We start from the raw sequence: 22,535 nt of genomic DNA on the forward strand, positions 1-22,535 counted from the left end.
TCGCGCCTATGGCTGCGGGGTGTGCGTCTCGGTGTGCGTCTCGGTGTACGTCTCGGTGTACGTCTATTTCGCGGGGAAGTCGTCGGCGGATTTGGGCGCGTTCGTCGTGCCGGATGCGCCGTTCGCCTTGGCCGCGTCGATCGTCCCGCGTTCCTGCCATTCGGTGCGCGCGGCGCGCGAGCGGTCGAACGCCGCTTCCAGCGCGGCGCCGTCGGCGGCGTCGATGGCCGCGCGAAAGCGCGCGAGCACGGCCGTGTATGCGTCGAGTTCCGCGAGCAGCGCCGCCCGGTTCGCGACGCACACGTCGCGCCACATTTCCGGGCTCGACGCCGCGATGCGCGTGAAATCGCGGAATCCGCCCGCGGCGAACGAAAACTTGAGCGCGGCGTCGGGCGCTTCGAGAATCTGTTCGACGAGCGCAAACGAGAGCACGTGCGGCAAATGGCTCACCGCCGCGAACACGCGATCGTGCTGCGCCTCGTTCATCCGGTGCACGGCGGCGCCGGCCGCCTGCCACATCGCGGCGACGCGTTCGACCGACTCCGCCGCGTTTTCGGCGAGCGGACACAGCACGACATTGCGGTTGACGTACAGCTCGGACAACGCGGCATCGACGCCGCTCGACTCGCGGCCTGCAATCGGATGCGCGGGCACGAACTGCGCGATCCGCGCGCCGAGCGCCGCGCGCGCCGCCGCGACGACATCGCTTTTCGTGCTGCCGGCGTCCGTCACGACCGTGCGCGCGTCGAGAAACGGCGCGATGCGCGCGAGGAGCGGCTCCGTCTGCGCAACGGGCGCGGCGAGCAGCACGACATCGGCGCCTTCGAGTGCCGAGCGGAGCGCCCGGTCGTCGTCGATGGGAACCGCCGCGTCGATCACGCCGAGTTCCAGCGCACGCGCGACCGACTTCGCCGAGCGCCCGACGCCGACGATCTCGCCCGCGAGCCCCGCCCGTTCGCGCAACGCGCGCGCGAGCGATCCGCCGATCAGCCCGACGCCGAAAATAACCAGTTTGTTGAAAGTGAACGCAGCCACGGGACCTTGCCAAAAAGCGCCTTGCGGCGCGCGGGTTCAGACGGACGCGAGCGACTTCTCGAGCGCGGCGATAAAGGCTTCGTTCTCCGCCGGCAACCCGATCGTGATGCGCAGCCACTGCGGCAGACCGTAGTTGCCGACCGGCCGCACGATCACGCCCTGTTTGAGCAACGCGAGATTCACGCGCGCGCCGGCGGCGTCGTCGTGCCCGACGCGCACCATCACGAAATTGCCGTAGGACGGCACGTAGGCAAGCCCGAGCTGATCGAACGCATCGGTCAGCCGCCGGTAGCCGCGCGCATTCACCGACGCGCTCTCGTCGAGGAACGCGCGGTCGTTCAGCGCGGCGACCGCGGCCGCCTGCGCGAGCGAATTGACGTTGAACGGCTGACGCAGGCGGTTGAGCAGATCGGTGAGTTCGGGCTGCGCAACCGCAAAGCCGATGCGCAGGCCCGCGAGCCCGAACGCCTTCGAGAACGTGCGCGATACGAGCAGATTCGGGTAGCGGCGCACCCAATCGATCGAATCGTAGCGTTTATCAGCCGGGAGATATTCGGTGTACGCCTCGTCGAGCACGATCGCCACGTGGCGCGGCACCTTCGCGATGAACGCTTCGAGCGCCGGGCCGTCGATGAACGTGCCGGTCGGATTGTTCGGGTTCGCGACGAAGACGAGGCGCGTGTCGTCCTCGATGGCGGCGAACATCGCATCGATGTCGTGGCCGTATTCGACCGCCGGCACGACGATCGCGCGCGCGCCCAGGCCCTGCGTCGCGAGCGCATAGACCGCGAACGAATACTGCGAATAGACGATCGACTGCCCCTTTTCGACGAACGCGTGCGCCGCCATTTCGAGGATGTCGTTGCTGCCGTTGCCAAGCGTGATCCATTCCGGCGGCACGCCGTAGCGTTCGCCGAGCGCAGCCTTCAGTTCGAAGCCGTTCGAATCCGGATAGCGCCCGAGTTCCTCGATGGCGAGCGTCATCGCGCGCTTCGCCGACGCCGGCATGCCAAGCGGATTCTCGTTCGACGCGAGCTTGACGATGCTCGCTTCGTTCAGGCCGAACTCGCGGGCCACTTCGGAAATCGGCTTGCCGGCGATGTACGGCGCGATGGCGCGCACATACGAAGGGCCGAATTGCGATGTCATGGTGTTCTCCAGTTCCAGTCGATGCGGCGAGCTCGCGCGTTAGCGGGCGCGCGGATACGAGCCGAGGATCTTCAGGAAAGCGGCCTTCTGGCCGAGTTCGGCGAGCGCGGCCGCGACGGACGAGTCGTCGCGATGCCCTTCCACATCGATGTAGAAGTAGTACTCCCACGTGCCCACGCGTGCCGGGCGCGACTCGAAGCGCGTCATCGACACCCCGTGAGCCGCGAGCGGCTCCAGCAGCTTGAACACCGCGCCGGGTTCGTTCGCCACCGACACGATCAGCGAGGTCTGGTCGTGACCGCTCGCACCGGTCGGCTGCTTGCCGATCATCACGAAGCGCGTGCGGTTGTGCGGATCGTCCTGGATATGCGTGAAGACCGCGCCGAGCCCGTAGTGCGTCGCGGCGCGATCGCCGGCGATGGCCGCGACGGTCGGATCGTTCACCGCCAGGCGCGCCGCTTCCGCGTTGCTCGACACCGCCTGCCGTTCGAGATGCGGCACGTTCGCCGTGAGCCAGCGCTGGCACTGCGCGAGCGCCTGCGGATGCGCGAAGACGCGCGTCACGCCGTCGAGCTTGCCGGTCGAGGTCAGCAAATTGTGATGAATCGGCAGCGCCAGTTCGCCGCCGATCGTGAGCGACGATTGCAGCAGCAGGTCGAGCGTGCGCGACACCGCGCCTTCCGCCGAATTCTCGACCGGCACGACGCCGAATTCCGCTGCGCCCGCTTCGACCGATCGAAACACTTCGTCGATCGACGGACACGGCACGCCTTCGATCGAATGACCGAAGTATTCGAACATCGCCTGCTCGCTATAGGTGCCGACCGGCCCCAAAAACGCGGCGCGGATCGTCTGTTCGAGCGCGCGGCTCGCGGCCATGATCTCGCGCCAGATCGCGCTGATGTGATCAGAGCCGAGCGGGCCGTCGCTCATGTCCTGCAGGCGCTGGATCACCTGCATCTCGCGCTCGGGACGAAACACGGGCGCGTTGAAATGCTTCTTCACCTCGCCGACTTCCAGCGCCACTTCCGCGCGCTGGTTCAGAAGGGCGATGAGTTGCGCGTCGATCGCGTCGATGCGTTCGCGCAGCGGTTTGAGTCTTGAATTGAGATCGTCGTCCATGCGTTTTGCGGGCGGGCGTTGAGGGCAAGTCAAAGTGCGGAGTGCAAGACGCGCAGGCTACGCGCGGCCCTGCTCGAAATCCTTCATGTATTCGACGAGCGCTTTCACGGCCTCGATCGGCACCGCGTTGTAGATCGATGCCCGCATGCCGCCTACGGACTTGTGGCCCTTCAGTTGCAGCAGCCCGCGCGCTTTCGCGCCGGCCAGGAAATCGCTGTTGCGCGATTCGTCGGCGAGGAAGAACGGCACGTTCATGCGCGAACGCGACTGGCGCTCCACCTTGTTGACGTAGAAATCGCTGGAATCGATGGTGTCGTAGAGCAGCTTCGCCTTTTCGGCGTTGCGCGCCTCGATCGCTTCCAGACCGCCCTGCCGTTTCAGCCACTTGAAGACGAGGCCCGCGATGTAGATCGCGTAGGTGGGCGGCGTGTTGTACATCGAATTGTTCTCGGCGACCGTCTTCCATTCGAACGCCGACGGGCAAATCGAGAGCGCGCGGTCGAGCAGGTCCTCGCGCACGATGACGACGGTCACGCCCGCCATGCCGATGTTCTTCTGCGCGCCGCCGAAGAGCACGCCGTACTTGGCGATGTCCATCGGGCGCGACAGGATGTGCGACGACGCATCGGCGACGAGCGGAATGTCGCCGAGATCGGGAATCTCGAAGGTCTCAACGCCGTCGATGGTTTCGTTCGTGCACAAATGCACGTAGGCGGGGTTGTCGGAGAGATGCCACTCGGCGATGCGCGGCACGTGCGTGAAACCTTGCTCCGTCTTGCCGTTCGCGGCGATGTGCGGCGTGCCGTACTTGTGCGCTTCCTTGAACGACTTCTGCGACCAGGAACCGGTCACGATGAAATCGGCGGTCTGCTTCGTGCCGAGCATGTTCATCGGCACGATGGCGTTTTCGCCGATACCGCCGCCCTGCAAAAAGAGAATGCGGTGCGACGCCGGCACTTGCAGCAACTCGCGAAGATCGGCGAGCGCGGCTTCGTGGATCGACATGAACTCGGCGCCGCGGTGGCTCATCTCCATCACGCTCATGCCGCTGCCGTTCCAGTCGAGCATCTCGTCGGCTGCCTGGCGCAGCACTTCTTCGGGCATCGCCGCAGGACCGGCGGAGAAATTGAACACGCGCATCTAGGAACCCCGAATGGCCTGGCGCGGCGGGAAGGAACAACACATACGGAAAACCGCGCCCGGAAAAGAAATGGCTGTTTGCGCTTTCGCGCAAACAGCCATTATCGCACCGTCCTGAAAACCCGCCAATCCGCGGGCGCCGCACGGCGCCCGCCCAGACGGACGGTTCAGGCCGATCAGCGCCTTACTTGGCCGGCTTCACGTTGGCGACTTCAGCGTCGGCCTGCGTGCGCGTCGCCTTGATGGCTTGCGGCATGTACTTCTGCATCAGGCCGTTGACGACGTCACGGCCAACCTGATCCTGCACCTGGATGAACTTGCGGCCGGTCGGGCTCTTGTAGAACGCCGTCAGGTCCTTGATTTCTTCCGTCGTGTAGTACTTCGCGTAGGCGTCGAACTGAGCCTTCATGGCGTCCTGGCGGAACGAATCCGTCGCGAACACCTGGCCTGCCGCGTCAACCAGCTTCGGCACGGCGTTCTTCTGCAGCGCCGGCACGGCGGCCTGCTTCTGCTTGTCGTTCATCGACTTGTTTTCGGAGAGCGCGTCCGACAGGATTGCCGGAACGAGCTGCTTCGATTGCATCTGCGCGCTGTTGCCGATGGCACCGACGAGCTTTTGCGCGTCGATGGCGCTCAGCAGATCGTTGATGGCCGCCTGCTTCGCAGAATCGACCGGCGCCGCTGCCGGGGCGGCCGGAGCGGCTGCCTGGTTCGGGGCCTGATTCTGGAGCGACTGAGCCATCGCGAAGGTCGGCACGAGGGCGGCCAGCAACATCCACTGTTTAAATCGTTTTTGCATCATTACTCCCTTTGAAAAGTATTCAAAACAGCCGTGCGACACCGCTTTGCCGGCCGTGGCCCGGCTCGTCTTCGAACGAGCGGAGCCCGGCGGCATGACGCGAGTCGCACGACTTGATCCATTCAGGCTTTTGAAAGCAGAACGCGAGTCACGCGAGACAAACGAGAATCAGGCTTCGCCGCCTTCATCGCCATTGACGTCGCCTTCGCCATTGACGCCATTTGCGCCATTTGCGCCGTTCGAGTCGGCAGCGTTGTCGATGTCGGCATCGAGCTCGGCCTCGGCTTCCGCCTCGGCGATGTGCTGCAGTCCCGAGAGCTTCGTCCCTTCATCAAGACTGATGAGTGTAACACCTTGGGTTGCACGCCCCATCTCGCGTATCTCGGAAACACGGGTGCGGATCAGGACACCAGAATTGGTGATCAGCATGATCTCGCTTTCCGGCTCGACGAGCGTCGCGGCGACCACCCGGCCGTTGCGTTCCGACGTCTGGATCGCGATCATGCCCTTCGTGCCTCGGCCGTGACGCGTGTATTCGTTGATCGGCGTGCGCTTGCCGAAGCCGTTTTCCGTAGCCGTGAGCACCGACTGGTTCTCGCCGCCCGCGACGAGCATCGCGATGACCTGCTGCCCGTCTTCGAGCTGCATGCCGCGCACGCCGCGCGCTTCGCGGCCCATCGCGCGGACGTCGTTCTCGTCGAAACGCACGGCCTTGCCGGCGTCGGAGAAGAGCATGACGTCGTGCTGGCCGTCGGTGATGGCCGCGCCGATCAGGTAATCGCCTTCATCCAGACCCACCGCGATAATGCCCTTGCGCAGCGGCCGGCTGAACGCTTCGAGCGGCGTCTTCTTGACGGTGCCGAGCGCGGTCGCCATGAACACGTATTTGTCCGCCGAGAATTCCTTGATTGGCAGCACGACGTTGATCTTCTCGCCGTCCTGCAGCGGGAACATGTTGACGATCGGCCGGCCGCGCGAGTTGCGCGAGCCCTGCGGCACTTCATACACCTTGACCCAGTACACGCGGCCGCGGTTCGAGAAGCACAGCATGTGATCGTGCGTGTTCGCGATGAAGAGCGTGTCGATCCAGTCGTCTTCCTTCATCTGCGTGGCCTGCTTGCCGCGGCCGCCGCGCTTTTGCGCGCGATATTCGGACAGCGGCTGCGACTTCACGTAACCCGTATGCGACATCGTCACGACCATTTCCTGCGGCGTGATCAGGTCTTCGGTGTTCAGTTCGGTGGCATTCAGTTCGATGCGCGAACGGCGATCGTCGCCGAATTCGCTGCGAATCTGGCCGAGTTCGTCGACGATGATCTGACGAATCCGCTCCGGGCGCGCGAGGATGTCGAGCAGGTCGGCGATCTGCGCCATCACGTCGCGATATTCGCCAACGATCTTGTCCTGTTCGAGTCCCGTCAGGCGTTGCAGGCGCATTTGCAGAATTTCCTGCGCCTGGACGTCGGACAATCGATAGAGACCGTCTTCCTGCAAGCCGTAAGCCGGATTCAGCCCTTCCGGCCGGTACGCGATGCGCCCGCCCGCGGCTTCCGTCTCGGTGCGCGTCAGCATTTCGCGCACGAGCGACGAATCCCACGAGCGGTTCATCAGTTCCTGCTTCGCGATCGGCGGCGTGGGCGCGGCCTTGATGAGCGCGATGAATTCGTCGATGTTCGCGAGCGCGACCGCCAGACCTTCGAGGATGTGGCCCCGATCGCGCGCCTTGCGCAGTTCGTAGACCGTGCGCCGCGTCAGCACTTCCCGGCGGTGCGACAGGAAGCACTCCAGCATTTCCTTCAGGTTCAGGAGCTTCGGCTGGCCGTCGACGAGCGCGACCATGTTCATGCCGAAGGTGTCCTGCAACTGCGTCTGCTTGTACAGGTTGTTCAGAATGACTTCGGGCACTTCGCCGCGCTTCAGCTCGATCACGACGCGCATGCCGCTCTTGTCGGATTCGTCGCGGATGTCGGAGATGCCCTCGATCTTCTTCTCGTTGACGAGTTCGGCGATGCGCTCGAGCAGCGTGCGCTTGTTCACCTGATACGGAATTTCGTCGACGATGATCGCCATGCGCTGACCGCGATCGATTTCCTCGAAGTGCGTGGTCGCGCGCATCACGACGCGGCCGCGCCCCGTGCGATAGCCGTCGCGCACGCCCGCGACGCCGTAGATGATGCCGGCTGTCGGGAAGTCCGGCGCCGGCACGATCTCGATCAGTTCGTCGACGGTGGATTCGGGATTGTTCAGCAGATGCAGACAGGCGTCGACGATTTCGCGCAGGTTGTGCGGCGGAATGTTGGTCGCCATGCCGACCGCGATGCCGGCCGAGCCGTTGATCAGCAGATTCGGGATGCGCGCGGGCAGGACCAGCGGCTCGCTCTCGCTGCCGTCGTAGTTCGGGCCGAAGTCGACGGTTTCCTTGTCGATGTCGGCGAGCAGTTCGTGGCCGATCTTCGCCATGCGGATTTCGGTGTAGCGCATGGCGGCGGCGTTGTCGCCGTCGACCGAACCGAAGTTGCCCTGCCCGTCGACCAGCATGTAGCGCAGCGAGAACGGTTGCGCCATCCGGACGATCGTCTCGTAGACGGAGGCGTCGCCGTGCGGGTGATATTTACCGATCACGTCGCCGACGATACGCGCCGACTTCTTGTAAGCGCGATTCCAGTCGTTGTTCAGCTCGTGCATCGAATACAGCGCGCGACGGTGAACCGGCTTCAGGCCATCGCGGACATCGGGAAGCGCCCGCCCGACGATCACGCTCATCGCGTAATCGAGATATGAGCGGCGCATTTCCTCCTCTAGGGAGATTGGCAGAGTCTCTTTGGCGAATTGATCCATTATCCGTGTCTTGAACTGTGCGACGGCAGCGCGGCGGCGAGCCCGGTTCGGGCGCTAATGGGCCCCATCAGGACTCCCGCATCAGGGCCCTTCGGCCACCGGTCGGCTACCGCTTGACTGCGCTTTCGCAACGACGCTGCGAACGCAGCGAATCACGCGATTCTAACATGCGCGACATCCGCGCCCGGACGGGTTGCGTATACATACAGTTCGCAGCCGTTACGAATGGAATAGTCGCCGGGGCGGCTTCGTATACACCGGAATCGGCGGCGGAGGAACACGGTCACGCACGCTTACAAATTGCTGCGGGGCGGCGCGTGAAATCGTCATGTGAAAGGGCTATGATGCCGCCTCGCCTGTTAGGACCCTTTGGCAGGGAATTGGCAAAAAAAGCTAAAAAACGGGCGTGTTGTGGCACGCAAAATGCGCAAGCGACGCGCCCGAGCAAAGTTTCATTCGCTTGCTGTCCCTTTCTTGTTGCTCTAGCACCACATAAGGTTGCGGGTCTATAGGAGGGGGGATATTTTTTATCGAAGCAAGGGAACGATATGGCAAAATGCCAACGCACAAAGTTAGACACTGCTCGAAGTCTACACGGCGCGTTTTGTTCCGCGGTAATGTTATACTTCGAGCAATGTATGACTTGTCTTCGTCAACAAGCTCGCAGTAAACCTGCGGTAATCTCAATTTCGAGAGGAGAAATATGAATAAACTTTCAAAGCTCGCGTTCATTGCAGCTACCGCAGTTATGGCTGCATCGGCTTCGGCGCAGTCGGTGCCGGCATCGCGACAAGCAGTGAACGACAACTGGGTGAACGGCACGGGCGAATACGTGTGGATGAACGGCACGAACGAGCTTTGCTGGCGTGATGCGTTCTGGACGCCGGCCACGGCAAACGCAAAGTGCGATGGCGCGCTGGTCGCCCAAGCACCGACGCCGCCCGCACCGGTCGCTCCGGCGCCCGCTATCGTGAGCCAAAAGGTTACCTACCAGGCTGACGCGCTGTTCGACTTCGACAAGGCAGTCCTGAAGCCGGCTGGCAAAGAAAAGCTGGACGATCTCGCATCGAAGATCGGCGGCCTGAACCTGGAAGTGGTGGTCGCAACCGGCTACACCGACCGCATCGGTTCGGACAAGTACAACGACCGCCTGTCGCTGCGTCGTGCACAAGCTGTCAAGGCATACCTGGTCAGCAAGGGCATCGAAGCGAACCGTATCTATACGGAAGGCAAGGGCAAGCGCAACCCGGTCACGACCGGTTGCAACCAGAAGAACCGCAAGCAACTTATCGCCTGCCTCGCACCGGATCGTCGCGTGGAAGTCGAAGTTGTCGGTACCTCGCGCGCACCGCAGTAATAGCAGCAAGGTTGCCGCAGGATCGAACCCCCGCCTCGGCGGGGGTTTTTTTTGCGCGCACACTTCACGCAAGCAGGTCCGGCGCGCGCGTGCCGCACGCGTTCCCGCTGCCGCCGACGCGCGCCCGCGACGCCTGGGCGCTTTTGCCCACCCCTTGCGCCGCCTATATACTCGGGGCTAACCGATTCACGACATCAGGAAGGGCTGCTTTCACCATGACGAACGTCGATCCCCACGAACTTCAGAAATTCAGCGAGCTCGCGCACCGCTGGTGGGACCCGAATGCCGAGTTCAAACCATTGCACGAGCTGAATCCGGTGCGGCTCGGATGGATCGACGCGCACGCGCATCTGATGGGCAAACGCGTACTCGACATCGGCTGCGGCGGCGGCATCCTGTCCGAATCGATGGCCTCGCGCGGTGCGACGGTCAAGGGCATCGACCTGTCGTCGAGCGCGCTCGGCGTGGCCGATCTGCATAGCCTGGAGAGCGGCGTGGAAGTCGCCTACGAGGAGATCTCGGCCGAGGCGCTCGCCGCCCGCGAGCCCGGCACGTACGACGTCGTCACCTGCATGGAGATGCTCGAACACGTGCCGAATCCGGCGGGTACCGTGGCCGCATGCGCATCGCTCGTGAAGCCGGGCGGCTGGGTCTTCTTTTCCACGCTCAACCGCAATCCGAAGGCGTACCTGTTCGCGGTGATCGGCGCCGAATACATCGCGCGGATGCTGCCCAAGGGCACGCACGACTACGCGCGCTTCATCAAGCCGTCGGAGCTCGCGGGCTTCGCGCGCGCGGCCGAACTGTTGCCCGTCGACATCAAGGGCATCACGTACCGGCCGCTCAGCAAGCACTTCGGCCTGTCGAGCGACACCAGCATCAACTACCTGATGGCTTGCCGCCGCGAAGCCTGACGCCATGAACCAAGACGACCTGATGGGCGAACAAAAGCCGACCGTCCTACCCGACGACCCCACGCCCCTCCCGCAGCACGTGCTGGACGGTGACCGGCTGGGCTTGTGCCAGGCGGTGCTCTTCGACCTCGACGGCACCATCGCCGACACCGCGCCCGACCTCGTCGCGGCGGTCAACAAGATGCGCCACGATCGCGGTCTCGAGATGCGGCCGCTGGAGACACTGCGGCCGTTCGCATCGGCGGGCGCGCGCGGGCTGCTTGCCGGCGCATTCGAAATCGGACCGGAGCATCACGACTTCCCGGCGATGCGCGAGGAATTTCTCGCGAACTACGAAGCGGATCTGTGCATCGAGACGACGCTCTTTCCCGGCATCGACGTCCTGCTCGATCAGCTCGACGCGCGCGGCGTGCGCTGGGGCATCGTGACGAACAAGGTGACGCGCCTCTCCGAGCCGCTCATCGCGCTACTCGGGCTCGACACGCGCGCGGCGTGCCTCGTCTGCGGCGATACCACGCCGCATTCGAAGCCGCACCCTGCCCCGCTGCTGCACGCGGCAGAATTGCTCGACGTCGCGCCGGAGCGCATCGTCTATGTCGGCGACGACCTGCGCGACGTGCAAGCCGGTTTTGCGGCCGGCATGATCACGGTCGCGGCGGCCTACGGCTATTGCGGCGACGACATTCCGCCGCGCCGCTGGCACGCGAATCACGTGGTGGACTCGCCGGTCGAACTGCAGCATCTTTTGCGCGACATCGGCTGACGGCCTTGCAAAACGGGCGGTTCGCCTCAACTAGGCTTCTGTGGGATAATGAAATCCGCTTGGGGGCGACCTGGTTTCGACAGGGGTTGCGAAGCGGCCAGGGCATACCGAGGACCCGTCACCTCGTTAATCAATGGGAAAAACGTAACTGCAAACGACGATACGTTCGCACTGGCAGCCTAAGGGCCGCCGTCCTCTGCCTAGTTTACTGACGGGCTAGTGTCGCAAGACCGGTAGCAATACCGACAGAGGTCATATACGTCAGTTAAGTCCTGGTGGCGTCACGACGCCAGGGTCGAAAATCTAGTGAATCGCTGTACCGAAGCGTGTTCGTTCGCGTCGGTGCGGTTAAATCAAAAGACAGAACTAAGTATGTAGAACTGGTCGTAGAGCGCTACTGGACGCGGGTTCGATTCCCGCCGCCTCCACCAATTGCTGTCAAAGAAATCCCGTAAGGTCAAAGCCTTACGGGATTTTTTCTTTGTCCGCCCATCGTCGCGACCTTCCGCGCGAAGCCCGACGGCAACGCTCTCCTAACACGCACCGAAACCCTGCCCATGTTCGCTTGACCACCGACTCCCGCGCTAGCCCCCGGCAATCTTCCGATTTATTCTGCTAAACGGGCGTTTAAGGAGGAAACATGGGCAGGGGCAAGTCGATGTCGATCACGTGGCGCGCGCTCGTCTGCGCGCTCTGCGCGGCGTTCTTTCCGGCGCACGCGCACGCGGCAGAGACGACCGGCGCATCGACCGCCAACTGTCACGCCGGCACGCTCGTGACCGTCGTCGCGCACCTCGACGACGACCTGCTCTTCGTCAATCCCGGCATCAGCGACAAGATCGACGCCGGCTGGTGCGTCACCGTCGTGCATCTGATCGGCGGCGCCAACGGCGCGAAATTCGACTACGTGCTGCTGCGCGAAACGGGCACCAAGCTCGCCTACGCGCGCATGGCAGGCGTCGCGAACGAATGGAGCGAGTCGACCGTGATGTTCGCCGGCAAACCGGTCCACGAACTCGTGCTGAAGGCACAGCCGCGCGTGAAGCTGCTGGAACTGCGTCTGCCGGGTGGCGCGGTGCGCGGCGGAAAGGTGCCGCTCGGCCTGCTGTGGGACCGCGGCGCGACGCTCAGCACCTACCCGATGCAGCGCGACGGCACCGGCTTCACCACCTACGACCGCCCTGCCCTCATCGCGACGTTGCGCGCGATCCTTTCGCAGGCGACCGAGGTCTACACGCTCAACCCGGACACCGTGCCGTTCATCGAGCATCCCGACCACATCTACGCGGCGCGCATCACGCGCACGGTCGCGCAGAGCCTCGGCAAGAGCCTGCCGATCGGCTATCACGTCACCTACCCCACGGGCGGCCTGCCGAAGAACCTGAGCACCACGGAGACGCTGCGCAAGCGCGATGTCGTCGGTAGCTATTTCGCCGTGGACGGCAACGACGCCGGCCACGTCTTCGGCGAATTCCAGTGGGACGGCAACTGGGTTGCGCGCCGCTACTGGAGCGCCGCCCGCACGAGCGACCCCGGCGCCGATTTCCGGCCGCGTCCGACCCAGCTCGTCAACGAATATTCGAGCCAGTGTCTGAGTTCCGGCGGCGGTGCGGGCAAGAGTCCGCGCCTCGCGGCATGCTCCGAATCCGCCACGCAGGACTGGCACTGGCAGCCGCTACCCGTCACGCCCGGCGACAAGAACGACGCGCAGCTCGTCAACGAGGGGACGCGCCTGTGCGTCGCCGAGCGCGACGGCCGCCTCGTCGAGGAAGCCTGCAGCGCGAGCGCCGCCGCGCAGCGCTGGACACCGTGGGACTTCGGACTCGTCTACACGCCATCGGGGCGCTGTCTCGGCGCGGTGAACGGCACCGTGTCGATCGGACGCTGCTCGCTTCTGACCGCCGAGTATCGCTGGGCGGTGTCGCCGCGCTCGCAATGGACCGACACGCGCGAGGAAGGCGCGCTCTACGGCGACGTGCGCGGCGCGGGACGCGACAGCACGGTCTACGTCCAGCGGCGCAAGGACGGCCCGGGCTTCAACGTGTGGGTCGCGGAGATGTCGCGCTTCGAGGGCGCGATGCCGTGGTATCTGAACGCCGTGCCGTTCGATCCGGAAGCCACCGCCCCTACCTGCACCGCCGACACGCTCTGCTTCGACGGCGCACGCTTTCTGGTCGCGGATTTCGACGGCGACGGCCGCGCCGATCTGATGGTCGTCGAGCCGCGCAACAGCGGCACGGCGTTCTGGCTCCTGCGCAGCAGCGGCAGCCGCTTCGAGCCGCCCCGCCTCTGGTATCAGACCGACTCGGCGTTCACGCCGGCGACGGCGCAGCAATACGTCGCGAGCGACTTCAACGGCGACGGCCGCGCCGACGTGATGATCGCGCAAAAGCGCAGCGACGCCGGCGTCGACCTGTGGGTGCTGACGGGCAGCGCGTCGGGCAACACGGCGAGCGGCGCCCCCGCCCGCTGGCTCGAAGCCCCGCAACTCGACGCCGCCGCGCGCTTCTTGCCGGCGCGCGTCGCGGGCGCCGCGCACGGCGGGGTCGTGGTCATCGAAAACGTGAAGTCGGCGCTCGCGGTGATGCCGCTCGCGAGCACGGGCAGCGCGTTCGCGAGCGGCGAGCGCGGCACGCCGTATCCCCAATTTCCGAGCGCGTGGGTCAAGACCGCGGCAGGCGACGTCGACGGCGACGGCATCGACGACCTCGTCCTCTTGCAGCCGCGCGGCGACAGCGCGAGCGTCGACGTGTGGACGATGAAGGGCGGCAAAACGTTCGGCGCGCCGGTGCGCATCGCGACGCTCGCCGACACGTCCTACGCCGACACGATGCCCGCCATCGTCCGCCGCAACGACCGCGCGACGCTGATGCTCTTCCGGCGCGCCAACGCGACGCTCGGCGAGTACTACTTCACGGGCGGCGCGCCGAGCATCTCGGGCTACGACTTCGACGGCGGCACGCGGCTCGGTCCACTGCAGGTCTGGGGCAACCTGCCGGGGCTTTTCTCCGAATCGCTCTGGCTGCGCTCGCTCAGCCAGTAAGAGACGCGCCGGCAGCGCGACACGCGGCCGGCCCTCGATCGTTCAGCCGAAAAAAAAAACGCCGCCGATTCTCATCGGCGGCGCTTTCTCATCGACGCAATCGCTCAGCTCAATCCCACCCGCAGATTCAGCACATCGCGCGCGATGGCGAGATAACGGTCGGCGGTGCTCTGTAGCGTGAGCCCGTTGAGCGGCCGCGTCGCGCGCGGCTGCGTCAGCGATTCGAGCAGGGCGCGGCCGTAGGCGTCGGCATCGCTCGTGTCGAGCAGACGCACGCCCGAGAAATTGCCCGCGAACGCAAACGACGGAATCGCGTTGGCGACCACCGGAATGCCCGACGCCAGCGCCTCGAGAAAGCCGATGCTGTGCGCCTCGAAGCTCGACGGCATCGCGAACGCCGCCGACGCCCGCAGAATCTGCGCGACGTTCGACTGCGGACCGTCGATCACCACGCGATCCTTGAGCCCGAGCTTCGCGACGAGATCGACCACGGACGCGTGATAAGCAAGGTTCTCGATCACGCCGCACAGCAGGAGGCGCGCGTCCGGATCGGCCCTCGCGACCCGCGCGAAGGCCTCCACGGTCTGCAACTGGTTCTTCTCCGGGATATAGCGCCCGATCTGCACGATCTGCTTGCAGGCGACGGGCGTGGCGGACACGTCGTCGGTGAAGCGCGAGACGTCGACGCCGTTGGGAACCACGATCATCGACGGATGCAGGCCGACTTCCTTCACGTAGTCGTCGATATTTTTCTGCGACACGCCGATCACCGCCTTCGCACGCCCCGACAGCAGGCGTTCCGCGCGCAGCAGCGCGTTGTTCGAAAAATCGTTGGCGCCCGAATGCATGACCCAGACGATCGGCACGCGCGTCGGCAGCGCGCGCACGTAGAGCGCGGGAATGGTCGCGTGCGCGAAGATGATGTCCGGCTTGAACGCGCGGATTGCCTGATACAGGAACAGCAGCCGGCCCACCTTGCCGTGGGCGCGCGTCGGGAACAGACACGTCACGTCATGCGAGCGCAGCTCGGCGCTGATGTGCTCGAAGTCGCTGTGCTGCGGCATGAGCGACGCGATGCACACGTCGTGGCCGTCGCGCTGATGCCCGATCGCGACGCCCTTCGCGAGCACCTCGGCCCCCGACAGGCGCGGCGCCAGTATGACCTGGAGAATTCGCATTTATGCAGTCCCTCGGCATATCCGAAGCGTCGTCTGGCGGCCCGGCGGGCAAACGGGTAGCCACGGCCCCCGTCGCCGCATGTCGCCGCATTTGAATCTGGGCGACTGCGGATCAACCAGCGCGCTTCCTTTATTGTTTGTCTGGATGGAAGTGGCCCGTCGCCAAACGACATTCGGCAACGCCCTGCTAAGTTACTCCTGACGTCATACCAAACGCCCGCCATCTCGTAGTGTTTTTCGGTCGCTGTGCAGCGTTTGTTGAACTTCAGCGCGCGATAGCCAACACGTGCCGTGAGACGGCGCGCGTCGCGGCAACGAAGCGGGTGGATTTTTCAGTGTAGTGGAAGTGCGCGGGCTGAATACGTGCGCGGCGCAGCACAAAACGGCGAAGGGAAAAGCGGCGGCCGGCGAACCCATGCTCAGGCGGGCTCGCCGATGCTTGGGGACGTTATTCAGCCTCTTTCGGGCACTTCAGGTTGCAGCCGTTCGGATCGCCGTTATCCGCACGGCGACGCGAGGCCGACTTGCCCTGCTGATATTTGTCGCTCGGCGCGGACGCGGCGAACTGCATTTGCGGATGTTCGTTCAGACGGAACTGGTCCTGAAGGATGCCGCCCGGAATGCCCGGCGAGTTTTGGGCAAAGGCGACAGGAACGAGATAGACCGCGCCAGCGACGAGCGCGGCACAAGCAGAAGCGACGAGAGGCAGTTTCATGGCGGATTGGGGCGCAGCGCGGGCAACGCGCGGAACGTGGACGGCAAACCGATAGGTTAACGTAATTCGGGATGGGCGGCAGTCTTTGCTGCGGGGCGAATTTTACCGTTCGTTTCGAATCGGGCGCTGACGACGGTTTCGATGCCGTCGCTCAAGCCGCGTCGACGCCGCTCAGCCCCTGCTCCACGCCGACCACCACGCCGCAGCGCACCGGATCGTAGCCTTCGAGATGCGCGACGCTGTCATTGAACGCGTCGCTGCGCAAAATGCCGATCACGTTCGCGAGCCGTCCTTCATCCAGACGCTTGCGCTCGAAGGCGAAGAAATAGTCTTCGTCGATGACCGGAATGAAGTCGAGCGCGAAATGCTGCGCGGCGGGCTGCACGCCGAAGCCGAGGTCCGCCATGCCGCTCGCGACGAACGCGGCAATCGCGGAGTGCGTCAGTTCCGTGGTCGCATAGCCGTTGATCTCGTCCGGATCGACGCCGATGCTGCGTAGCGACAGATCGAGCAGCATCCGCGTGCCGGAACCCGGCTGCCGGTTCACGAAGCGCACGTCGCCGCGCGCGAGGTCGTGTAAACCCTCGATGCGCTTCGGGTTGCCCTTCGGCAGGAAGAGTCCCTGCGTGCGCCGCGTGAGGTGAATGAGTTGATGCTTGCCGGCATCGAGATATTGCCGGTACACCTGCGCGCAGGTCGAGCGAAATTCGCCGATCGGCAAGTGAAAACCAGCCAGCTCGCACTCGCCGCGCGCAAGCGCACTCACCGCCTCCGCGCTTTCGCGATACTTGATGTCGACGGGAACGCGCTTTTCGCCGAGCGCGCGCACGAGCGTGGCGACCGCGTAACCGTGCGATGCGTGGATGCGCACCGGCGACGCGTCGCGCGACAGCCGGCGGTTCAGTTCGCCCGCCACTTCGTTCGCGACCGATTGCAACGGCGCGTCGAGCCTTTCGCCGGAGATGCGCTGCGCGCGCAGCACCGATTCGCCGAGTTCGGAAAGCACGGAGCCGCGTCCGCGCGATTTGGTGATCAGCGCGCCGCCCAGCCGGGCCTCGATTTCGCGCAACAAACCCCACGCGTGCCGATAGGACAAACCCTTAGCGGCCGCGGCGTTCGCGATGCTTCCGGTCTGCGAGACCAGCTGCAAGAGCGGCACAACCGCGCTGAGACTGGTTTCCCGGCCGTCGGCGTCGCGCAGCACGAGTTCGGCGCGGCATTGGACGTCGATCATATGAACTCCTCCTTCCTATTGCCAAGATATATCACGGCGCCTATTGTTCACTACATCGGCTCGGTGCAAGGAATTATAAGTCCTGAATATGCACACGATAAACATATGCCGAGCTTGGAGGAGCCCCCAATGACACACCCGCAGCAAGCCCTTGCCGTATCCGTCAGTGCGCCCGACGAACTGGTGCGCCGTCACGCCACTCAGGGCGCCACCCTGATGGCGATCCTGCACGCGATCCAGGACGATGTCGGCTTCGTGCCGCCCGCGGTCGTCCCGCCGCTCGCGCAGGCGCTGTCGTTGTCGCGCGCCGAGGTCCACGGCGTCATCACCTACTACCACCACTTCCGCTCTGAGCCGCCCGCGCGCGTCACCGTGCAGCTGTGCCGCGCGGAAGCGTGCCGCAGCATGGGCACCGAGGCGCTCGCGCAGCACGTCGAGGGCCACACGGGCTGCAAGTTCGACAGCGGCCATCACGCGGATACCGAACTCGAATCGGTGTTCTGCCTCGGTCAGTGCGCGCTGTCGCCGTCGATGATGATCAACGGCGAGCTGCACGCGAAGGTCACGCCGCAGAAATTCGATCGGCTTTACGCCGCCGCGCAAACGCGCGCGAACGCCGGCACGGAGGAAACGGCATGACACGCATCTACGTTCCCTGCGATTCGTCGGCGCTCGCACTCGGCGCCGACGCAGTCGCGCTCGCCATCGCCGATGAAGCCGCCAAGCGCGGCGTCGACGTCCAGATCGTGCGCAACGGTTCGCGCGGTCTCCTGTGGCTGGAACCGCTCGTCGAAGTGGAGACGGCGGAAGGCCGCATCGGCTATGCGAATGTCGAAGCCGAGGAAGTCGGCGCGCTCTTCGACGCCGGGTTCATCGAAGGCGGCGCGCACGAAAGAAACGTCGGCGTGGTCGACGACATTCCGTATCTCAAGAACCAGCAGCGCCTGACGTTTGCGCGCATCGGCATCACCGACCCGCTCTCCGTCGAGGACTACACCGCGAACGGCGGACTTGAAGGCTTGCGCCACGCGCTCGCCATGAACGGCGATGCCGCCTGCGAGTCGCTGATCGAATCGGGCCTGCGCGGGCGCGGCGGCGCGGCATTCCCGGCCGGCATCAAGTGGCGCACGGTGCGCGGCGCGCTGGCGGACCAGAAGTACATCGTCTGCAACGCGGACGAAGGCGATTCCGGCACGTTCTCCGACCGGCTCGTCATGGAAAGCGATCCTTATGTGCTGATCGAAGGCATGATCATCGCGGGCATCGTGACGGGCGCGACCCAGGGCTACATCTACGTGCGCAGCGAATATCCGCATTCGATCACGACGCTCAACCGCGCGATCGACCGCGCACGCGAAGCCGGCTGGCTCGGCGAGAGCGTGCTCGGCAGCTCGCACGCGTTCGACCTGTTCGTCGCGAAGGGCGCGGGCGCCTACGTGTGCGGCGAAGAGACCGCGCTCCTCGAATCGCTCGAAGGCAAACGCGGCATCGTGCGCGCGAAGCCGCCGGTGCCGGCGCTCGTCGGCCTGTACGGCAAGCCGACCGTCATCAACAACGTCATCACGCTCGCGACGGTGCCGATCATCTTCGCGAAGGGCGCCTCGTTCTATCGCGACTTCGGCATGGGACGCTCGCGCGGCACGCTGCCGTTCCAGCTCGCGGGCAACGTGAAGCAAGGCGGGCTCGTCGAACTCGCGTTCGGCGTGAGCTTGCGCGAACTGGTCTACGACTACGGCGGCGGCACGGCGAGCGGCCGGCCGGCGCGCGCGGTCCAGGTGGGCGGCCCGCTCGGCACGTATTTGCCGGAAAGCCAGTGGGACATCCCGCTCGATTACGAGGAATACGCGAAGGTCGGCGCGGTGGTGGGTCACGGCGGACTCGTGGTCCACGACGACACGTCGAACCTCGCCGACCTCGCCCAGTACGCGATGCATTTCTGCGCGCTCGAATCGTGCGGCAAGTGCACGCCGTGCCGGATCGGCTCGACGCGCGGCGTCGAGGTGATCGCGAAGATCCGCTCGGGCGATACGTCGCCGAAGCAGGTCACGCTGCTGCGCGATCTGTGCGACACGATGGTGTCCGGATCGCTCTGCGCGATGGGCGGCATGACGCCCTTCCCGGTGCTTTCGGCACTCGAACATTTCCCTGAAGACTTCGGCCTTGCCAAAGCGCCGTCGCAGAAAGCGGCTTAACGCAGTTATACATTGCATGGGACCCGAGTAAGGCGCATGGGACCAGAGTAAGGCGCTAAAGCGCCAACTCTGGTCGACAGCGCCAACTCTGGTCGACAGGAGACAAGACATGTCCAACACGAACAACGGCTGCGGCTCCGGAAATTGCGCGTGCAAGAGCGCGGCATCGGTGCAGCGGCGCGATCCCTTCGACTTCACCGACTACGGCACGCCGTTGCGCCACGCCGATGTCGATGTCACGCTCGAAATCGACGGCGAGGCGGTGACGGTGCCCGCGGGCACGTCCGTGATGCGCGCGGCGATCGAAGCGGGCGTCAACGTGCCGAAGCTCTGCGCGACCGATTCGCTCGAACCGTTCGGCTCATGCCGCCTGTGTCTCGTCGAGATCGAGGGCAAGCGCGGCTATCCGGCCTCGTGCACGACGCCCGTCGAAGCGGGCATGAAAGTGCGCACGCAAAGCGACAAACTGCAATCGCTGCGCAAGAACGTGATGGAGCTTTATATCTCCGATCACCCGCTCGACTGCCTCACCTGCCCCGCCAACGGCGACTGCGAACTGCAGGACATGGCGGGCGTCGTCGGCCTGCGCGAAGTGCGCTACGGCTACGAAGGCGCGAATCACCTGAAGGACAAGAAGGACGAATCGAACCCGTACTTCACCTACGATCCGTCGAAGTGCATCGTCTGCAATCGCTGCGTGCGCGCCTGCGAGGAAACGCAAGGCACCTTCGCGCTGACGATCGCCGCGCGCGGTTTCGAATCGCGCGTCGCCGCGAGCGAGAACGTGCCGTTCATGGAATCCGAGTGCGTGTCGTGCGGCGCGTGCGTGGCCGCCTGCCCGACCGCGACCTTGCAGGAAAAGACCGTCATCATGCTCGGCCAGCCGGAGCATTCGGTCGTGACGACGTGCGCGTATTGCGGCGTCGGCTGCTCGCTGAAGGCCGAGATGAAGGGCAGCCAGGTCGTGCGCATGGTGCCGAACAAGAACGGCCAGGCGAACGAAGGCCACGCGTGCGTGAAGGGCCGCTTCGCGTGGGGTTACGCGACGCACAAGGACCGCATCCAGAAGCCGATGATCCGCGCGAAGATCACCGATCCGTGGCGCGAAGTGTCGTGGGACGAAGCGATCAAGTACGCGGCAAGCGAATTCCGCCGCATCCAGGACAAGTACGGGCGCGATTCGATCGGCGGGATCACGTCGTCGCGCTGCACGAACGAGGAAACGTATCTCGTGCAGAAACTCGTGCGTGCCGCGTTCGGCAACAACAACGTCGATACCTGCGCGCGCGTCTGCCACTCGCCGACGGGTTATGGCCTCAAGACGACGCTCGGTGAGTCGGCGGGCACGCAGACCTTCGCGTCGGTTGAGAAGTCGGACGTGATCGTCGTGATCGGCGCGAATCCGACCGACGGCCATCCGGTGTTCGCATCGCGCATGAAAAAGCGCATCCGCGAAGGCGCGCAACTGATCGTGATCGATCCGCGCCGCACCGATATCGTCGACGGCCCGCACATCAAGGCCTCGCATCACCTCGCGCTGCGTCCGGGCACCAACGTCGCGATGATCAACGCGCTCGCGCATGTGATCGTCACCGAAGGGCTCGTCGACGAGGCGTTCGTCGCCGAGCGCTGCGAAGCGCGCGCGTTCGGCCAATGGCGCGACTTCGTCTCGCAGGAAGACAACTCGCCCGAAGCGATGGAAGCGATCACGGGCGTGCCCGCGCAACTCGTGCGCGAAGCCGCGCGCATCTATGCGCGGCCGGGCAACTCCGCGATCTTCTACGGCTTGGGCGTGACGGAACACGCGCAAGGCTCGACGATGGTGATGGGCATCGCGAACCTCGCGATGGCGACGGGCAACATCGGCCGCGAAGGCGTCGGCGTGAATCCGCTGCGCGGCCAGAACAACGTGCAGGGCTCGTGCGACATGGGCTCGTTCCCGCACGAACTGCCGGGCTATCGCCACATCAGCGACGCCGCCACGCGCGCCCTCTTCGAGGAAGCCTGGGGCGCGAAGCTCCAACCCGAGCCGGGCCTGCGCATTCCGAACATGTTCGATGCCGCGACGCACGGCACCTTCATGGGTCTTTATTGCCAGGGCGAGGACATCGTCCAGTCCGACCCGAACACGCATCACGTGACGAGCGCGCTCGCGGCGATGGAGTGCATCGTCGTGCAGGACATCTTCCTGAACGAGACGGCGAAGTACGCGCACGTCCTGCTGCCGGGCACGAGCTTCCTGGAAAAGGACGGTACGTTCACCAACGCGGAGCGCCGCATCTCGCGCGTGCGCAAGGTGATGCCGCCGCAGCCGGGCTACGCGGACTGGGAAGTGACGATCCTGCTCGCCCGCGCGCTCGGCTACGAGATGAACTACACGCATCCGTCGGAGATCATGGACGAGATCGCGCGTCTCACGCCGACGTTCCACGGCGTCTCCTACGACCGGCTCGACGAACTCGGCAGCATCCAGTGGCCGTGCAACGAGCACGCGCCCGAAGGGACGCCGACGATGCACATCGACGAATTCGTGCGCGGCAAGGGCAAGTTCGTCATCACGAAGTTCGTCGCGACGCCGGAAAAGGTCACGCGCAAGTTCCCGCTGCTGCTGACGACGGGCCGCATTCTGTCGCAGTACAACGTCGGCGCGCAGACGCGGCGCACGGAAAACTCGCGCTGGCACGACGAGGACCGGCTGGAGATTCATCCAGTCGACGCCGAGGATCGCGGCATCAAGGCGGGCGACTGGGTCGGCATCGAATCGCGCGCGGGGCAGACCGTGCTGCGCGCGAAGATCACCGAGCGGATGCAGCCGGGCGTCGTCTACACGACGTTCCACTTCCCGGAATCGGGCGCGAACGTGATCACCACCGACTCCTCCGACTGGGCGACGAACTGTCCGGAATACAAGGTAACAGCGGTGCAGGTGATGCCGGTCGAGCAGCCGTCGCAATGGCAGAAGGACTACTCGCGCTTCAACGCGCAGCAGATCGGCCTGCTCGAAATGCGCACTGACGCGACTTCCGACGCGCTCGTCACGACTTCGGGGAAATAGA

The 22,535-nt window shown here is 64.9% G+C and carries 16 protein-coding genes and 1 other RNA gene; 8 read left to right on the top strand and 9 right to left on the bottom strand.

The annotated features are described in order from the left end of the window. Positions 1-63: 63 nt before the first annotated feature. From QCE48_RS10755 to gyrA, 6 genes are all read right to left on the bottom strand, one after another. On the bottom strand, positions 64-1,035 hold the full coding sequence (locus tag QCE48_RS10755) for a prephenate dehydrogenase/arogenate dehydrogenase family protein (protein ID WP_309787859.1): 972 nt from the start codon (positions 1,033-1,035) through the stop codon (positions 64-66). Positions 1,036-1,071: 36 nt separating this feature from the next. Next, a complete protein-coding gene (gene hisC, locus QCE48_RS10760) occupies positions 1,072-2,184 on the bottom strand; it encodes a histidinol-phosphate transaminase (protein ID WP_309787858.1) in 1,113 nt (370 codons plus the stop codon). A 39-nt stretch (positions 2,185-2,223) separates the two neighbouring features. Continuing rightward, on the bottom strand, positions 2,224-3,306 hold the full coding sequence (gene pheA / locus QCE48_RS10765; protein ID WP_309787857.1) for a prephenate dehydratase: 1,083 nt from the start codon (positions 3,304-3,306) through the stop codon (positions 2,224-2,226). Positions 3,307-3,363: 57 nt separating this feature from the next. Beyond that, positions 3,364-4,446: a 3-phosphoserine/phosphohydroxythreonine transaminase gene (serC, locus tag QCE48_RS10770; RefSeq protein ID WP_309787856.1), complete on the bottom strand. Its 1,083-nt coding sequence runs from the start codon at positions 4,444-4,446 to the stop codon at positions 3,364-3,366. Between the two features lie 184 nt (positions 4,447-4,630). After that, a complete protein-coding gene (locus QCE48_RS10775; protein ID WP_087632680.1) occupies positions 4,631-5,245 on the bottom strand; it encodes a DUF2059 domain-containing protein in 615 nt (204 codons plus the stop codon). A gap of 168 nt (positions 5,246-5,413) precedes the next feature. Beyond that, the gene (gyrA, locus tag QCE48_RS10780; protein WP_309787855.1) at positions 5,414-8,083 is read right to left on the bottom strand and encodes a DNA gyrase subunit A; all 2,670 of its coding nucleotides are present in this window, start codon (positions 8,081-8,083) and stop codon (positions 5,414-5,416) included. A gap of 703 nt (positions 8,084-8,786) precedes the next feature. Here gyrA and ompA point away from each other — a divergent pair. The 5 genes from ompA (at position 8,787) to QCE48_RS10805 (ending at position 14,160) form a co-directional block, all read left to right on the top strand. After that, positions 8,787-9,440: an outer membrane protein OmpA gene (gene ompA / locus QCE48_RS10785; protein WP_309787854.1), complete on the top strand. Its 654-nt coding sequence runs from the start codon at positions 8,787-8,789 to the stop codon at positions 9,438-9,440. Between the two features lie 215 nt (positions 9,441-9,655). Then, positions 9,656-10,354, top strand: coding sequence for a bifunctional 2-polyprenyl-6-hydroxyphenol methylase/3-demethylubiquinol 3-O-methyltransferase UbiG (gene ubiG / locus QCE48_RS10790; protein WP_309787853.1), 699 nt, complete (start codon positions 9,656-9,658; stop codon positions 10,352-10,354). A gap of 4 nt (positions 10,355-10,358) precedes the next feature. Then, positions 10,359-11,117: a phosphoglycolate phosphatase gene (gene gph, locus QCE48_RS10795; protein ID WP_309787852.1), complete on the top strand. Its 759-nt coding sequence runs from the start codon at positions 10,359-10,361 to the stop codon at positions 11,115-11,117. 61 nt (positions 11,118-11,178) lie between these two features. Then, positions 11,179-11,548, top strand: a transfer-messenger RNA (tmRNA) gene (gene ssrA / locus QCE48_RS10800). A 209-nt stretch (positions 11,549-11,757) separates the two neighbouring features. Beyond that, positions 11,758-14,160, top strand: coding sequence for a VCBS repeat-containing protein (locus QCE48_RS10805; RefSeq protein ID WP_309787851.1), 2,403 nt, complete (start codon positions 11,758-11,760; stop codon positions 14,158-14,160). A 104-nt stretch (positions 14,161-14,264) separates the two neighbouring features. On the opposite strand, the gene QCE48_RS10810 is transcribed toward QCE48_RS10805, so the two are convergent. The 3 genes from QCE48_RS10810 to QCE48_RS10820 all read right to left on the bottom strand — a co-directional run bounded on the left by QCE48_RS10810 (position 14,265) and on the right by QCE48_RS10820 (position 17,287). Beyond that, the gene (locus QCE48_RS10810; protein ID WP_116565662.1) at positions 14,265-15,338 is read right to left on the bottom strand and encodes a glycosyltransferase family 4 protein; all 1,074 of its coding nucleotides are present in this window, start codon (positions 15,336-15,338) and stop codon (positions 14,265-14,267) included. Positions 15,339-15,786: 448 nt separating this feature from the next. Further along, positions 15,787-16,053 carry a hypothetical protein gene (locus tag QCE48_RS10815; RefSeq protein WP_309787850.1) on the bottom strand — a complete coding sequence of 89 codons (267 nt, stop codon included), beginning with the start codon at positions 16,051-16,053 and terminating at the stop codon, positions 15,787-15,789. 151 nt (positions 16,054-16,204) lie between these two features. Beyond that, entirely contained in the window at positions 16,205-17,287 is a 1,083-nt protein-coding gene (locus QCE48_RS10820) for a substrate-binding domain-containing protein (RefSeq protein ID WP_309787849.1), read from the bottom strand. Positions 17,288-17,416: 129 nt separating this feature from the next. Here QCE48_RS10820 and QCE48_RS10825 point away from each other — a divergent pair, with 129 nt between their 5' ends. From QCE48_RS10825 to fdhF, 3 genes are all read left to right on the top strand, one after another. Continuing rightward, entirely contained in the window at positions 17,417-17,926 is a 510-nt protein-coding gene (locus QCE48_RS10825) for an NAD(P)H-dependent oxidoreductase subunit E (protein ID WP_309787848.1), read from the top strand. After that, positions 17,923-19,479: an NADH-ubiquinone oxidoreductase-F iron-sulfur binding region domain-containing protein gene (locus QCE48_RS10830; RefSeq protein ID WP_309787847.1), complete on the top strand. Its 1,557-nt coding sequence runs from the start codon at positions 17,923-17,925 to the stop codon at positions 19,477-19,479. Before QCE48_RS10825 ends, QCE48_RS10830 begins: the two co-directional genes overlap by 4 nt. Before the next feature lie 109 nt (positions 19,480-19,588). After that, a complete protein-coding gene (gene fdhF / locus QCE48_RS10835) occupies positions 19,589-22,534 on the top strand; it encodes a formate dehydrogenase subunit alpha (protein WP_309787846.1) in 2,946 nt (981 codons plus the stop codon). The last annotated feature ends 1 nt before the right edge of the window (position 22,535 follow it).

Origin of the sequence: Caballeronia sp. LZ024 (assembly GCF_031451455.1) — a bacterium.
GTDB lineage: Bacteria > Pseudomonadota > Gammaproteobacteria > Burkholderiales > Burkholderiaceae > Caballeronia > Caballeronia telluris.